Source organism: Vibrio rubrogenes (assembly GCF_059641415.1).
This window is the reverse complement of the sequence record NZ_JCARSY010000033.1, coordinates 1-14,754: the sequence shown is the minus strand read 5'-3', so window position 1 is coordinate 14,754 and position 14,754 is coordinate 1. Positions and strand designations below refer to the sequence as shown.

Below are 14,754 nucleotides of genomic sequence, written 5' to 3'. Positions count from 1 at the left end.
ATGATTATTTTATTTGTTGGGCATTTTAACAATAATTATATGAGATACAATCGACTCGGTAGCCTTTCTATCTGTTTTCTATATGAATGATATATTTTTTATGCATACCGGTCACCAATGTAAATTGAGAGCGGTTATCCAGCGTCAAAGTCAGCTGCATTTGACCATTTGCCTTATCCTTAATCTGTGGTGAGAGCTCTATCACTGACCAACTTTTTTGCGCAGGGTAAACCGAAATGGTACCAGCGTCTTCACCAGCTTTAATATGAGTGAGGCGGCCATCAATCGAAACCTGACACGGATATTCACAGGTCAATGATTCAGGGGCTGAATAGTGATAGGTTCGCCAAAAAAATGCAGCACTTAAAATGGCTAAAATCACGGTGATATGTATCAATCTCTGTTTGGTGAGTTTTTCTGCTGGCATAGTTGCTTCAATGTTCTCAATCTCAGATGAACAGTCTACCAAGACTGCTGAAAAGTGTTTAGTCTACCACTGAAGCCTGAGTGGAGGAAATTCGGTTCGAATGATTTGTATGCCATAGGTAGCGTGTTACAATGAAGGTCTCAGCTCATCCCCTTGAGCAAGAATGTGTGACAAGAATACAGGTATCGTTCAGATAAAGTTTATCTGTCAATTTTGCAAGAATTCTATATAATCGCCTGATTCCTGTACTCTTTTTTTGACTATTCTTTATGATCAAGGAATGGTAAAATATTGATGTATATCAAGATAGTGAAAGGTTATTATGATTTCAGATAAGCCAGGTACGAAACGGATTCAATCTGGAGGGTGTGCGATTCACTGCCAGGACTGCAGTATTAGCCAACTTTGCATTCCTTTTACTTTGAATGAGTCTGAGTTAGATCAGCTCGATCAAATTATTGAGCGAAAGAAGCCTATCCAAAAAGGACAGGAACTATTCAAAGCCGGTGATGAGCTTCGCTCGTTGTATGCAATTCGGTCCGGAACCATCAAAAGTTATACGATTACTGAACAAGGTGACGAACAGATTACTGCTTTTCATCTAGCCGGTGATTTAGTTGGCTTTGATGCGATTACCGGAGACAGTCACCCCAGTTTTGCTCAAGCATTAGAAACCTCAATGGTTTGTGAGATTCCTTACGAAATCTTAGACGATCTGTCAGGAAAAATGCCCAAATTACGCCAACAGATTATGCGCCTGATGAGTAATGAGATTAAAGGCGATCAGGAAATGATTCTGTTGTTATCCAAGAAAAATGCCGAAGAACGTTTAGCCGCTTTTCTCTTCAACCTATCCACTCGTTTTGCGCAACGTGGTTTTAGTCCACGAGAATTTCGCCTCACGATGACCCGGGGTGATATCGGTAATTATTTAGGCCTGACCGTCGAAACAATCAGTCGTTTATTAGGTCGATTCCAAAAATCGGAAATCTTGAGTGTAAAAGGTAAATATATCACGATATTAGATCACGATTCTCTCATGGAATTGGCTGGTGTCTCAGCCGACAGTTAATCATGATGATACAGCTCATTCAATGAATGAGCTGTATCAAAATTCTACGACTCCCCCGACAATTTTTCTCATCTTCTGCCCCCTTTTAAGCTAAAGTTGTATTGAAACCCCATGATATGAGGGAGATATAATGAGTATTTACAATAATATTCTTGTGATTGCAGATGTTAACCATGATGAACAACCGGCACTTGCGAGAGCAATGCTGCTGGCCCAAAAAAGTAAAGATATTAGTCACATCACGTTGTTCCTCTCTATCTATGATTTTTCTTATGACATGACATCCATGCTTTCTGCCGATGAACGAGAAGCGATGCGTCGCGGTGTGATTCATCAGCGAGAGACTTGGCTCAAGAATGTCGCGAAACCTTATATCGACGACACGGTCGATTTTACGGTCAAAGTTGTTTGGTACCATCGGCCCTATGAAGCAATTATTGCTGAAGTTTTCTCCGGGCAATACGATATTTTAATCAAAGCAACACGCAAGCATGACTTTCTCGAATCAGTGATTTTTACACCAACCGACTGGCATCTGATGCGTAAATGCCCTGTCCCCGTATTACTGGTCAAAAATGCTGAGTGGAAGACCCAATCCAATGTGATGGCATCTGTTCATGTCGGTTCTGAAAATGAGGTCCATCATTCATTGAATGTAAAACTGACCGAACAATTACTGAGTATTGCCGATCATCTCGACGCAACCCCGTATTTGGTCAGTTCATATCCGATCACACCAAGTAATATCACACTTGAGTTACCGGAGTTTGATATCACGGCCTACCGGGATGCAGTCCGCTCCCACTGCCTGACCTCGATGAAAGACTTGCGCCAGTCTTTTGGGATTGATGATGAACAAACTATCGTCGAAGAAGGTTTACCTGAAGATATTATTCCGAAACAAGCGAAGCAACTGGATGTAGCCATGGTGATTATCGGTACGACGGGCCGAACAGGTTTATCTTCGATTTTTATCGGTAACACCGCCGAACATGTCATTGATAAAATTGACTGTGATGTCTTGGCAATTAAACCGGAAGGATATATCAGTCCGCTTGATCCGAATCAGAATTCGTAGGCTGATATTTAAAGTGATATAAACGCATGTATTTGTATAAAACAACCTTGCGCCATTCATTGACGCAAGGTTGTTTTGTTTGTAACGCAAGTTCATCGCTTTGAACCAAATCACGAATCTGGTTTGGCGTGTTTTCAGCCTAAACGTTTGTCACATCAATAAACATGGATTCATCGATATTTGTTGAGGAGACAACGGCTTCACTGTATTCGTACTCGCCTCTGTCACCGTCACGCGCCAGTGGTAGATCAATGAAATCAAACAGTGATTTATCTGCTAATTGACTTGGACTGACATTCTGCAGTGATTTAAAAATACTTTCGACACGTCCGGGAGTTTTCTTGTCCCATTCCATCAGCATTGCTTTAATCGCCTGTCGCTGTAAATTTTCCTGAGAGCCGCACAAATTACAAGGAATAATCGGGAACGCTTTATGCTCAGCATACTTAATCAGATCTTTTTCCCGGCAATAGGTTAATGGCCGGATGACAATGTTACGGCCATCATCAGAACGAAGTTTCGGCGGCATCGCTTTCATCCGTGACCCATGAAACATATTCAGGAACAAGGTTTCAACAATGTCATCCAGATGGTGTCCAAGCGCGATCTTTGTTGCACCAATTTTTTCAGCAAATGAATATAACGTACCGCGACGCAACCGAGAGCACAGCCCACATGTGGTCTTCCCTTCCGGGATTTTTTCTTTGACGACCGAATAAGTATCTTTATCCACAATATAATAAGGAATATTCAAACTCTCAAAATACTGAGGTAACACATGTTCGGGAAAGCCGGGCTGTTTTTGATCGAGATTCACAGCAACCACATCGAATTGAACAGGTGCAGCTTTTTGCAGATTCAACAGGATATCTAACATCGCAAATGAATCTTTTCCGCCACTGATACAGGCCATCACTACATCATTTTCTTCAATCATGCTGTAATCGATGATGGCGTTACCAACATTTCTGCGCAGACGTTTCTGGAGTTTGTTGAACTCAAGGGTTTCTTTTCTGGTATCTTTTTGATTCATGACGACTTCTCACACTGTCGATTATTCTGACTGTAGATTGCAGCTCGGTTCTCTGTAGGGCGTGGATTATACGGATTTTTCATGTGGGTTGAAATATATCTGTCATGGCTAAATATCGCTGGCGCGAAGGCGTGAAACCGAGCCGTTAATTCCGGCTCGGTCAAACTGGTGTTATTCCGTGGCAACTAAGTCATCTTGCAAATATTTCTGATTATGGCGAATCATGGCCTGAAGGGATTTCACGTAAGCTATGCCTCGCTCAGAGTATTTGGTCAATCCGTTGGTTAATTGTATTGCACTCTCCATCGATAAAAGATCCTTCCCTTCCGCGCGAAGCTGATAACGAATTTCACGTAATTTACGATAAGCTAAATTGCGGTTAACATTGATAAAATACCGATGAATCGATTGTTGTACGGATTTAAATTTTGCAACCTCATGCGCCATCCCTTCGCCTCGGTCTAGCGGTACCAACCCACAACCTTTTTGATAACACCATTGACCAAAATAATTATTGGCTTCTTTGGCAAAGCGGGAAGTTCCCCAGGCTGACTCATTGGCTGCCTGAATCAGGACCAACGCCTCTGGCAGCACATCGACTTTATGCAGCATTTTATCCAGCCATTTTAAGTCGGGCCCTTCCACAGGAATTTTAACCGAGTAGAGTGAACTGAGTTCAGCCAGTTGCTCGATTTCAGCCTGAGACAGCGAACCGGACTCGATGCTCTCTTTGGTATTTAGCAAAAAATTTCGCTCTTTCCGGGTTCTGTGATTTTCATATTCAATACCCGGTTTGAGATAATTAAAGAAAGCATGTTTTTTCTGCTCTATATTTTTAAACGCCTTGAAGTTTGGCGCGGTTGCCACCGGAATACCCTGCGGTTGTTTGCCTTCAATCGTCGAGCGACTCTCTTCAATATGTAGCTGATAATAAGTACAACTCACGAGAATAAGTACAAAGACGGAGAAGAAGAGATAAATCAGTTTACGCATTGAAAACCTTACTTTGCTGATCACTGTCTGATGTCGAAACAATCGTTAACCGAATGCCAAACATGTTTCGATATACGATCCCTTTGACATGTAAAAAGAACGGTAAGACAAAAATAAAACCGATACCGTAAAAAAGAATCGCAAATCCGGTCAGCAGCATCAGAATAAAGTAGATACTGGTCAGTGGCAGGATTTTTTTATTGGTTGCTTTTAAAGAGATCAATAATGCTTTAAAGACAGGTAAACGTTTCTCACAAATCAACAGAATCGTATGACTAAATGCAACGGAGGCATACATGGAAAGAAGCCAAAAAATTTGCCCAAGGACGGATTGAGTAACCAGCATAATTAATGTTGCCAGAGTCACGGAGACTGTGAATTGCAACCCTTTCGTGATATGCCGGGTCTGGGTTTTTAGGCCAGCGGCATGACTCATCCCCATGAGACTGGCTCCGGCATAAATCGGTGCACTAACGACTTCAAAACTAAATACAGCGATGAAAAAGGCCTGCACTAGACGGGGATCAATCTGCTCCGGGTTCTGAACACTCGCCAGAATGTTGTCCAAGTCTGGTAGCTGGAGTTTCAGAACAACGTAGAAAATGATGAGTTGTACTGCGAGCAAAATAAATATAGCCGGGGTAAAGGACCAAAAATGCTTGGCCGTGCAGGATGCGCCTTCCCTGAGAATCGCACCAACTTTCAGTTGATAATCGCCAGTCAAAGCTTTTTCTAAGCTTCCCCCTAAATTAAACTCTTTTTCAAATTTCTGACTCATGCTACCTCTTGGATGGCTGTAACTCAGACCACCATATCCACAACGAAGGGGGCATTATACTGAAATTGATTTCAACCCGAAATTGCATAGATGTAACTTTTTTCATTCATTTTATGAAAATGCTCTCGTTGGTGCTGATTTTCGCTCATCATCCGAGCGGTTTGTCGGTACTGTAATAAAAATTCATCGTCAAGCCTCGAAAATTGGATTGACTTCAAATGAGTGAATATTATGATGCAGCGAATAGCATGAATCGCCATGATATATACCTTAATCGACGCTGACAGTCTCAGCCTTTCAATGGAGAAATGGAAACATTGAACGCAGCACAACCGCATGAATCTCCCGTGGTTTCTCTGGTAGGAATGAGTAAGAGTTACGACGGGAAAAAAATCATTGATGACTTTTCATTGCAAGTTAATCACGGTGAGTTTTTAACCATTCTCGGGCCATCCGGATGTGGTAAAACAACCATTCTGAGAATGATTGCAGGATTTGAATCAGCTGATCAGGGCAATATCTTTCTCGACGGACAGGATGTCACAGCTATCCCGGCAGAACATCGTAACGTCAATACCGTGTTCCAAAGTTATGCCCTCTTCCCGCATATGACGGTCTTTGACAATGTAGCCTTTGGGTTGAGAATGCGAAAAGTACCTGCCGCGGATATTCACACCAGAGTATTAGATGTGCTGAAAATGGTGCGATTAGACGATTATGCCGGACGCAAACCTCATCAGTTGTCCGGAGGACAACAGCAACGGGTTGCGATTGCCCGGGCCATGGTCAACAAACCGAAAGTACTCTTGCTGGATGAGTCATTATCCGCACTCGACTATAAACTGCGTCAACAAATGCAAGTCGAACTCAAACAGCTTCAGCGCCAGTTGGGGATTACTTTTATTTTCGTCACCCATGATCAGGAAGAAGCGCTATCGATGTCAGATCGTATTATTGTCATGAGAGATGGTTATATCGAACAAGACGGCACACCGAAAGCGATTTATGAAGATCCGAAAAACCTTTTCGTCGCCCGCTTTATCGGTGAAATCAATGTCTTTGAAGCCGTGACGATCGAAAGAGTGGATGACAAACGGATTCTCGTTTCAATCGAAGGGACGAATGCGGTCATTGACTTCGACAAGCCTGTGATTGCCGGCCAGCAGCTTCAGGTTTTGTTGCGCCCTGAAGATATTCGTCTCAAAGAAGTGAAAGAAACGGATAGCGAAGGGATTACCGGTCATGTGATTGATCGAACCTACAAAGGGATGACGTTGGATTCGGTGGTTGAATTGTCGTCCGGCCTGCGCATCATGGTCAGTGAGTTTTTCAACGAAGATGATCCTGATGTCGATCACTCTCTCGGGCAAAAAGTTGTGCTCACTTGGGTTGAAAGTTGGGAGGTCGTTCTGGATGAAAATGCCCCGAATTAGTCTCCGCCAAGCGATTATTTATCTGATTGTAAGCTGGTTACTGCTCTTTGTTTTCATCCCTAACTTGATGGTGATCGGCACCAGCTTTCTCACCCGGGATGAAACCAATCTGATCAATTTTACACTCACGTGGGAAAACTATATTCGTCTGATCGACCCACTCTATATCAAAGTGCTGGCGCATTCATTTTATATGGCGGGAATTGCGACATTGCTCTGTCTGCTCATCGGCTACCCTTTCGCATTTGCCATTGCAAAAATGCCACCGTCCCGTCGCCCTTTTCTGCTATTTCTAGTGATTGTGCCATTCTGGACCAACTCCCTGATTCGGACCTATGGTTTGAAAATCGTCATGGGAACCAATGGTATCCTGAATAAATCATTGCTTACTTTAGGGCTGATTGATACCCCATTTCGAGTCATGTATACCGAAATTGCTGTCATGATCGGGCTTGTCTATATTTTACTCCCTTTTATGATTCTGCCGCTTTACTCGGCATTCGAAAAACTGGATTACGCCTATGTGGAAGCGGCACAAGATCTCGGCGCAAATAAGTTTCAGACGTTAATCAAAATTATCATTCCCCTCACAATGCCGGGAATAATTGGTGGCTGTTTATTAGTGCTATTACCCGCACTTGGCATGTTTTATATTTCTGATTTGTTGGGCGGTGCGAAAAACCCACTGATCGGTAATATTATTAAGAGCCAAATACTCAATGCACGAGACTGGCCGGCGGGCGCAGCGACCAGCATCGCTCTTACACTCGTCATGGCGCTGTTACTTTATGTTTATTATAAGACAGGCCGTCTGTTAAACAGAAAAATGGAACTTTAAATCATGACAAAAATCTTTCGTTTTAGTTTGATGACGATTGTCTATAGTTTTCTGTACCTTCCGATTTTTGTCTTGATCGTCAATTCATTTAATGCCAATAAATTTGGCATGAGATGGGATGGATTCTCCACCAAGTGGTATTACTCTCTCATCGAAAATGACAGTTTGATGCAGGCGGCATGGCACTCTTTAAATGTCGCGGTGTTTTCGGCAACAACGGCAACAATTATCGGTAGTTTGACTGCAGTTGCACTATTCCGTTATCGATTCCGAGGTAAACCGCTTGTCAACGGGATGTTGTTTGTCGTGATGATGTCCCCGGATATCGTGATGGCGATTTCACTGCTGGCTCTCTTTCTGGTGATAGGTGTCCATCTCGGTTTTCTGACGTTATTCTTTTCCCATATTACATTTTGTCTGCCTTTTGTTGTCGTTGCCGTCTATACGCGTCTTAATGGTTTTGATGTCAAAATGTTGGAAGCAGCCCGAGATTTGGGAGCCAGCGAATGGGTGATTCTGTATAAAATCATTTTCCCGTTAGCTAAACCAGCCGTGGCCTCTGGTTGGCTGATTAGTTTTACCCTCTCACTGGACGATGTCATTATCAGCTCATTTGTCACCGGACCGAGCTACGAAATACTCCCCTTAAAAATATATTCAATGGTGAAAGTAGGCATTTCTCCGGAAGTAAATGCATTGGCTACAGTGATGTTGCTGATATCCTTTACACTGGTTGTTATTTCTCACTATATCGGGAGAGACAAGTTGCAACTCCATCAAAAATAAGAGTGTCACAAAGATAAGAAATACATCATTCTTTGAAGCTTTAAGTGAGCTTCATTTGCTATAATTGATTGTTTTCAAATCCATAATTACACAGACGGATGACAGTATCTCCTTCGGTGTGATTAAAATTTTCCATGGTAACAGGGAACCACAGCAACAATGAAAAATAAATTCTTTGCAGGTATTTTGTCTACAGTCGCATTATTTTCTGGCTACAGTATGGCAAACGATAGTATGGCAGACGATCAGACGCTTTATTTCTATAACTGGTCTGAATATATTCCAAATGAAGTCCTTCAGGAATTTACCAAAGAAACCGGGATTAAAGTGATCTATTCAACTTACGAGTCGAATGAAACGATGTACGCAAAGTTGAAGACTCAGGGCTCAGGTTATGATTTAGTTGTGCCATCCACTTACTTTGTCTCGAAAATGCGCAAAGAAGGCATGTTGCAACCGATTGACAAATCTCTCCTACCTCACTTCAACGGACTGGATCCCAATTATCTGAATAAATCGTTTGATCCGAATAACAACTATTCAATCCCTTATATCTGGGGTGCGACAGGCATCGGAGTCAACACTGATATTATCAATAAATCAACGATCCATCGCTGGGATGATTTATGGGATCCTCAATGGAAAGGTCAGCTATTACTGATGGATGACGCACGCGAAGTTTTTCATATCGCATTATCAAAGCTGGGTTACTCACCGAATACTACCAATCCTGATGAGATTAAAGCAGCTTACGAAGCATTAAAATCGCTCATTCCGAACGTACTGGTTTTCAACTCGGATTTTCCGGCAAATCCATATATTGCCGATGAAGTTTCGCTGGGAATGTTATGGAATGGTTCTGCTTATATGGCACGGCAAGAAGGTGCACCCATTGATATCGTATGGCCGGAAAAAGGCACGATTTTCTGGATGGATAGTCTGGCAATCCCTTCTGGTGCCAAACATATTAAAGCTGCTCATAAAATGATTGATTTCCTGCTTCGCCCTGAAAATGCAGCTAAAATTGCGCTGGAAATCGGTTATCCGACCCCCGTTAAAACGGCCTATAAACTGTTGCCAAGCGAATTTGCCAATGATCCGAATATCTTCCCGCCTCAATCCGTGATGAACAGCGGTGTTTGGCAAGATGAAGTCGGTGATGCCAACCATTTGTACGAATCGTATTTCCAAAAACTGAAAGTCAGTAACTAATGATATTGTTGTCCGCGCCGGAACTGACAGTGTCCTTCCAATAAAAAAAGTGGCTTTGGCCACTTTTTTTATGCTTGATTAACTGCGATAAAACCGGACATCCCTTCAGCCAATGCCCTAATCAGACGCAAGCAACTCATCGACCAGTTTCGGCACCTCAATACTGGCCTTGCCATAACGCTTTTCGACAAATTCACTTTCAACGGCACTCGGCTCAAGATTAATTTCTATCGTATGAGCACCATGCATTTTTGCATCATGAACAAAACCAGCCGCAGGATACACGACCCCTGATGTGCCAATGGAAATAAATAAATCCGCTTGTTCGAGTGCAGTATAGATGTCCCCCATTCTCAGTGGCATTTCACCAAACCACACAATATGCGGGCGTAACTGAGAAGGTATCTGACAGCAATGACAAAGATCTCCCATATTCAGATCATCGGTTTGGTCAATCACTTGCTGTGATTCGCAGCAACGCGCTTTCAACAATTCGCCATGCATATGGATCACATTTTTACTGCCACCGCGCTCATGCAAATTATCGATATTTTGTGTCACGACGGTAACCTGCCCATCGAGCTCCGCTTCAAGTTTACCTAAAGCAAGGTGAGCAGGATTCGGTTGAATCGATGCAGAAAGAAGTTTGCGCCGCCGTTGATTATAAAAATTCTGAACCAGTTCCGGGTTACGTTCAAACCCTTCGGGAGTCGCAACATCTTCAATGCTGTGGTTTTCCCAAAGACCATCCTGTGCCCTGAACGTTTGAATCCCTGATTCCGCAGAAATTCCGGCACCAGTAAGAACAACGATATTACGATATGGATAGTGCATGTCATATCCTTATGCTTTCATGTTTTGACCTTAATATACCTGATCTTTTTTGCAGAAAAAAATAGACAATGGTATACCCTGCTCTGCGAGCGACAGTGATATCAAATCTTTATCATCCGGCATCAATTGGGCAAGATGCTTGCGCTGGACTCAAAAGCAACAACCCCACAGGCGATGATAACACCTGTGGGGTTGTGCGGGTTTCAGAGGATTCGCAAATATTTATAAAGCGCCACAAATAACCGAGGTGATTGCAGCCAACCCACAGATCACCGTAAAAATTTGTACCGACACCGTAGTTCTGAACTTCTTCATCGCCCCGACGCGTCTCATGGCATAGACTGGCATAATAAACAAAATGGCAGCAATCATAGGTGCTCCCATGGTTTCAATCATGCCTAAAATGCTCGGATTAATCATGGCAACGATCCACGTCGTCAATACGATAAAAATCAGAGAAGCTCTGTCAATTGATTTCACTGCCATGTTGCTGCGAGATTTAATCAGCCCGACCAAACCTTCATGTGCACCAAGAAAATGACCAAAATAGCTGGATGTGATCGCAGCAAACGCCACGATAGGTCCCAGATAAGAGATCAACGGTGAACCATGTTCATTCGCCAGATAAGACAACACGGAAATATTTTGCGCTTTGGCAATAGCGAGTTGTTCCGGAGAAAGAGACAAAACGACTGAAAATACAAAAAACATCACGAATGCCATCAGCATAAATGCTGCACCGCCAGTAATCATATCTGTTTTTTGCGCAGCATCATCACCATAAGTTAGCCGTTGTTCTTTGGTAAATTGACTAATAATCGGGCTGTGATTAAACGAAAAAACAATCAGTGGAATCGCCAGCCAAATGATCATCGGCATCCCGGACCAATCCGGCTGAACTTCCATCATGGATGTATTCCAGTCGGGAATCAGGTAAACCGATAATGCGAGTAAGATTAACACCAGCGGATAAACCATCAATGAAGTGGCTTTCAGCATCAGGTTTTTACCAAATACCACCCCACCCGTCATCGCAAGAATTAATACGCCGGACAGTAACCAGCGGGGAACCGATGGCAACGCGAGTTGATGCACCAAAAATGAGTCCACCGTGTTGGTAATTCCCACACCATAAATTAACACTATCGGATAAATTGCGAAAAAATAAGCAAATGTAATCAGATTGGCTCCGGTTTTACCAAAATGTTCTTCAACCGTATCCGTAATATCGGATTCCGGATGTTTGGCTGATAACACAAAACGCGCCAGACTTTTATGTGCAAACCATGTCATCGGGGCGGCAATCAGGGCAAGAATGACTAATGGCCAAAAACCACCGGCACCTGCTTTAATCGGTAGAAAAAGTACGCCAGCTCCGACTGCTGTTCCAAACAGAGAGAGGCACCATGTAAAATCTTTGTAAGTCCATTTACCAGATGAATATTTGTTATTTTGTACTAATATTGTTGTGTTCATGTTAAGTTTCTCATCATTGGTAAAATAATATACTAAAAATAAGTTTCAGTTATATTTGACCAGTAATGAGAAGTTTTGGGAATACGCAAGTGAATGAACTTGGAGAGAAGCTTAACAAAAATCAATCCGGGTCACGAAATTTACGTGCTATACATGATTATTTTTAATCATATGAATAAGAAAAACTGATGCGAAATAGGATTGTTGAGGATATGTTGCTTCAATGAAGTCAATTTTTACATCAGCCAATATGCACGGGGTGAACCCCGTGCTTAGGATGGCTAAGCGGCATGCCTCACACCGCGATCAATACCCGTTCAGATTGAACAGAATTCAACCACGAAAGATCAACTGCCCCTAGCGTTACGGTTTATTCTTCATTAATCGTAGAAATTTTATGAATCGATAGATCCGCCCCATTAAATTCATCTTCCTCAGAAAGTCTCAGTCCTGTAATTTTTTGCAGTGAACCATAAACAATCAGAGCGCCAAGTAGCGCCACGAGAATGCCAGCGATGGTTCCCAGCAACTGAGAAGCAAAGCTCACCCCACCGATCCCCCCGAGTGACTGCTGACCAAAAATGCCGGCAGCAATGCCTCCCCACGCACCACATAAACCATGGAGCGGCCACACCCCTAATACATCATCAATATGGGTTTTATTTTGTAGCCAAGTAAAGACCCAAACAAACAGGACACCCGCGATAGCCCCTGTGACTAATGCACCAAGGGGATGCATCAGATCCGAACCGGCACACACGGCAACCAAACCGGCCAAAGGCCCGTTATGAATAAATCCGGGGTCGTTTTTTCCGACAATAAATGCTGCCAGAATACCGCCGACCATTGCCATGAGAGAATTCATCGCAACAAGGCCACTAATCCCATTGAGCGTTTGCGCAGACATCACATTAAAACCAAACCATCCCACACTGAGAATCCAAGCACCTAAAGCGAGGAATGGAATGTTTGAAGGGGCGAAGTTGGTATGTTTTCCGGCTCGAATCCGCCCTTTTCTCATCCCCAAAAAGATTACGGCAACCAGTGCAATCCACCCGCCCACAGCATGGACGACAACCGAACCGGCAAAGTCATGGAACGGATGGCCGAACTGAGTCTCAAGCCAGTTTTGGAATTGAAAGTTTCCATTCCAGATCACCCCTTCGAAAAACGGATAAATCACACCAACCGTAAAAAAGGTGGCGAGCATGATTGGGTGAAATCGTGCTCTCTCAGCAATACCACCGGAAACAATTGCAGGGATAGCAGCCGCAAAAGTCAGTAGAAAGAAAAATTTGACCAAAGCATAACCATTACCGGCAGCAAGGACTTCGGCACTCGAGAAAAAAGTCGTATGGTATGCAATCCAGTAACCAATGAAAAAATAGGCGATGGTTGAGACGCCGAAATCAACCAGTATTTTGACCAAAGCATTGACCTGATTTTTCTTTCGAACCGTGCCAACCTCCAGAAAAGCAAAGCCAGCATGCATCAGAAAAACCATGATCGCACCCAGCAATAAAAACAGTGTATCTGAACTTTGAGTCAGGGTCTGGACTGCTCCCTGAACTTGACTTAAGTTGTGCTCCATTCGCGTTCTCTCCATCAATTCAACTGCACTCGGGAATGACATCTCTCATGAAACGCCCTAACTTAGTGCCAATAAAAATGAAAAATCCCCATTTTGGGGAGAATAATAGTTTGCAGCGAGTTAAGCAGTATTTATGCCAAGTTATATTGTAGCGAAGAGCGTCAAACTGACATGATATAACTATTTGAAAATTAATAATTATTCAATTTATACAACATCGATAAACATTGTGATGGCATAACGGAGTGCACCAATATTGATTTCATGCATCAATATTGGGCACCCAATTTAGTGAAATAATTCTCGATATCAGCGCTAGCGCTTATCAATATAAGACGCTATCCATGCCCTGACTTCATCCGGCATCCGATTCGACAGAACCAAATATTCTTGATCCATAAATTGTCGAGCCGTTCGGGGAGACGCAGTCAGCATTCGAATATCTTTTTGAGGGGTTGTATTTAATATCGCATAAAGCTTAGGTTCTTTGGATTTTAAGTTATTTCGGTAGTCTTTTTTTTCACGACGGTGAAGTTGTAACATACCGAGGTTTTCCGAGGCGTGATCAGGAATCAGTTCAAACCCGACTAACTGTTTTTGTATCGTGATCCATGCTCCGGCTGTGATCTGATGCTCAATAAACTGACATTCAATTAGCCATGTAATTTCTGACTTTGCAGGTTTTGTTAAATATGACATTTTTTTCGCTCTTATTTTTAATAGCAGGCATTAAATATTCGGTCATCCCTATTTTTATTTACTACAATGTTTTGTATGGCAACTATCGTAACGCCAAGACAAAAAAATAAGGTTTAATATCCGAATATCAGGATAGAATAGCGTATCAATAAATAAGCAGATGTCTCATTTTTTAGAGAAGAGTGAAGTATTGGTAGGGTTTTTTATTGCAAAAAAGGTAACATGATACGTTTTAGTGATCTTAATCAGATTCTGATTGCCATTCTTTATATTTTCTGTCCAGTGTTTTTCTTGAAATACCGAGCTGCCGAGCCGCAGCTGACTTATTACCATTATAAAAATCAACCACTTTCTGTATATGAGCTCTCTCTATTTCTTGGAGACTCCAGTCACTAGGATAGCCTCGCATCAGCGTTTGTGGTCCTGAAGGATGAAATTCAGGAATTTCGCTGTGATGAGAAACGGTAACCATCACTTTTGATGCATACTGTGATGGCTGCATCA

The 14,754-nt window shown here is 42.6% G+C and carries 15 protein-coding genes; 6 read left to right on the top strand and 9 right to left on the bottom strand.

What is annotated here, in order from left to right:
* Window positions 1-67: 67 nt before the first annotated feature.
* Window positions 68-427 (bottom strand): hypothetical protein, encoded by a 360-nt coding sequence (locus AC55NX_RS17215; protein WP_496996851.1) that lies wholly within the window; start codon window positions 425-427, stop codon window positions 68-70.
* Between the two features lie 322 nt (window positions 428-749).
* On the opposite strand from AC55NX_RS17215, the gene fnr reads away from it, so the two are divergent.
* Both fnr and uspE read left to right on the top strand, forming a co-directional pair.
* The gene (fnr, locus tag AC55NX_RS17210; protein ID WP_021020298.1) at window positions 750-1,499 is read left to right on the top strand and encodes a fumarate/nitrate reduction transcriptional regulator Fnr; all 750 of its coding nucleotides are present in this window, start codon (window positions 750-752) and stop codon (window positions 1,497-1,499) included.
* Between the two features lie 130 nt (window positions 1,500-1,629).
* Window positions 1,630-2,577 (top strand): universal stress protein UspE, encoded by a 948-nt coding sequence (gene uspE / locus AC55NX_RS17205; RefSeq protein ID WP_496996850.1) that lies wholly within the window; start codon window positions 1,630-1,632, stop codon window positions 2,575-2,577.
* 139 nt (window positions 2,578-2,716) lie between these two features.
* Here uspE and ttcA read toward each other — a convergent pair whose 3' ends face one another.
* From ttcA to AC55NX_RS17190, 3 genes are all read right to left on the bottom strand, one after another.
* Window positions 2,717-3,610, bottom strand: coding sequence for a tRNA 2-thiocytidine(32) synthetase TtcA (gene ttcA / locus AC55NX_RS17200; protein ID WP_496996849.1), 894 nt, complete (start codon window positions 3,608-3,610; stop codon window positions 2,717-2,719).
* Window positions 3,611-3,781: 171 nt separating this feature from the next.
* On the bottom strand, window positions 3,782-4,603 hold the full coding sequence (locus AC55NX_RS17195) for a glucosaminidase domain-containing protein (RefSeq protein ID WP_496996848.1): 822 nt from the start codon (window positions 4,601-4,603) through the stop codon (window positions 3,782-3,784).
* On the bottom strand, window positions 4,596-5,381 hold the full coding sequence (locus AC55NX_RS17190; protein WP_496996847.1) for a hypothetical protein: 786 nt from the start codon (window positions 5,379-5,381) through the stop codon (window positions 4,596-4,598). Before AC55NX_RS17190 ends, AC55NX_RS17195 begins: the two co-directional genes overlap by 8 nt.
* Before the next feature lie 308 nt (window positions 5,382-5,689).
* On the opposite strand from AC55NX_RS17190, the gene potA reads away from it, so the two are divergent.
* From potA to AC55NX_RS17170, 4 genes are all read left to right on the top strand, one after another.
* Window positions 5,690-6,814: a spermidine/putrescine ABC transporter ATP-binding protein PotA gene (gene potA / locus AC55NX_RS17185; RefSeq protein WP_496996846.1), complete on the top strand. Its 1,125-nt coding sequence runs from the start codon at window positions 5,690-5,692 to the stop codon at window positions 6,812-6,814.
* On the top strand, window positions 6,795-7,652 hold the full coding sequence (gene potB, locus AC55NX_RS17180) for a spermidine/putrescine ABC transporter permease PotB (protein ID WP_496996845.1): 858 nt from the start codon (window positions 6,795-6,797) through the stop codon (window positions 7,650-7,652). The genes potA and potB overlap by 20 nt, the downstream gene beginning before the upstream one ends.
* Before the next feature lie 3 nt (window positions 7,653-7,655).
* Window positions 7,656-8,438, top strand: coding sequence for a spermidine/putrescine ABC transporter permease PotC (gene potC / locus AC55NX_RS17175; protein WP_496996844.1), 783 nt, complete (start codon window positions 7,656-7,658; stop codon window positions 8,436-8,438).
* A 159-nt stretch (window positions 8,439-8,597) separates the two neighbouring features.
* Window positions 8,598-9,650 carry an extracellular solute-binding protein gene (locus AC55NX_RS17170; RefSeq protein WP_496996843.1) on the top strand — a complete coding sequence of 351 codons (1,053 nt, stop codon included), beginning with the start codon at window positions 8,598-8,600 and terminating at the stop codon, window positions 9,648-9,650.
* Between the two features lie 117 nt (window positions 9,651-9,767).
* On the opposite strand, the gene cobB is transcribed toward AC55NX_RS17170, so the two are convergent.
* From cobB to AC55NX_RS17145, 5 genes are all read right to left on the bottom strand, one after another.
* Window positions 9,768-10,484 carry a Sir2 family NAD+-dependent deacetylase gene (cobB, locus tag AC55NX_RS17165; RefSeq protein ID WP_496996842.1) on the bottom strand — a complete coding sequence of 239 codons (717 nt, stop codon included), beginning with the start codon at window positions 10,482-10,484 and terminating at the stop codon, window positions 9,768-9,770.
* Window positions 10,485-10,706: 222 nt separating this feature from the next.
* The gene (locus tag AC55NX_RS17160) at window positions 10,707-11,960 is read right to left on the bottom strand and encodes an aromatic amino acid transport family protein (RefSeq protein WP_496996841.1); all 1,254 of its coding nucleotides are present in this window, start codon (window positions 11,958-11,960) and stop codon (window positions 10,707-10,709) included.
* 370 nt (window positions 11,961-12,330) lie between these two features.
* The gene (locus AC55NX_RS17155) at window positions 12,331-13,551 is read right to left on the bottom strand and encodes an ammonium transporter (RefSeq protein ID WP_496996840.1); all 1,221 of its coding nucleotides are present in this window, start codon (window positions 13,549-13,551) and stop codon (window positions 12,331-12,333) included.
* Window positions 13,552-13,866: 315 nt separating this feature from the next.
* The gene (locus AC55NX_RS17150) at window positions 13,867-14,250 is read right to left on the bottom strand and encodes a DUF3305 domain-containing protein (protein ID WP_496996839.1); all 384 of its coding nucleotides are present in this window, start codon (window positions 14,248-14,250) and stop codon (window positions 13,867-13,869) included.
* A 241-nt stretch (window positions 14,251-14,491) separates the two neighbouring features.
* Window positions 14,492-14,754: helix-turn-helix domain-containing protein (locus AC55NX_RS17145; RefSeq protein ID WP_496996838.1), on the bottom strand; the 263-nt coding region annotated here is incomplete at its 5' end.

Excerpts from the sequence above, each read along its gene's own strand:
- AC55NX_RS17155 (WP_496996840.1), bottom strand. The coding sequence starts at position 13,551 with ATGGAGCACAACTTAAGTCAAGTTCAGGGAGCAGTCCAGACCCTGACT.
- cobB (WP_496996842.1), bottom strand. The coding sequence starts at position 10,484 with ATGCACTATCCATATCGTAATATCGTTGTTCTTACTGGTGCCGGAATT.
- AC55NX_RS17150 (WP_496996839.1), bottom strand. The coding sequence starts at position 14,250 with ATGTCATATTTAACAAAACCTGCAAAGTCAGAAATTACATGGCTAATT.
- potC (WP_496996844.1), top strand. The coding sequence starts at position 7,656 with ATGACAAAAATCTTTCGTTTTAGTTTGATGACGATTGTCTATAGTTTT.
- AC55NX_RS17160 (WP_496996841.1), bottom strand. The coding sequence starts at position 11,960 with ATGAACACAACAATATTAGTACAAAATAACAAATATTCATCTGGTAAA.
- fnr (WP_021020298.1), top strand. The coding sequence starts at position 750 with ATGATTTCAGATAAGCCAGGTACGAAACGGATTCAATCTGGAGGGTGT.
- AC55NX_RS17170 (WP_496996843.1), top strand. The coding sequence starts at position 8,598 with ATGAAAAATAAATTCTTTGCAGGTATTTTGTCTACAGTCGCATTATTT.
- uspE (WP_496996850.1), top strand. The coding sequence starts at position 1,630 with ATGAGTATTTACAATAATATTCTTGTGATTGCAGATGTTAACCATGAT.
- ttcA (WP_496996849.1), bottom strand. The coding sequence starts at position 3,610 with ATGAATCAAAAAGATACCAGAAAAGAAACCCTTGAGTTCAACAAACTC.
- AC55NX_RS17195 (WP_496996848.1), bottom strand. The coding sequence starts at position 4,603 with ATGCGTAAACTGATTTATCTCTTCTTCTCCGTCTTTGTACTTATTCTC.
- AC55NX_RS17215 (WP_496996851.1), bottom strand. The coding sequence starts at position 427 with ATGCCAGCAGAAAAACTCACCAAACAGAGATTGATACATATCACCGTG.
- potB (WP_496996845.1), top strand. The coding sequence starts at position 6,795 with ATGAAAATGCCCCGAATTAGTCTCCGCCAAGCGATTATTTATCTGATT.
- AC55NX_RS17190 (WP_496996847.1), bottom strand. The coding sequence starts at position 5,381 with ATGAGTCAGAAATTTGAAAAAGAGTTTAATTTAGGGGGAAGCTTAGAA.
- potA (WP_496996846.1), top strand. The coding sequence starts at position 5,690 with ATGGAAACATTGAACGCAGCACAACCGCATGAATCTCCCGTGGTTTCT.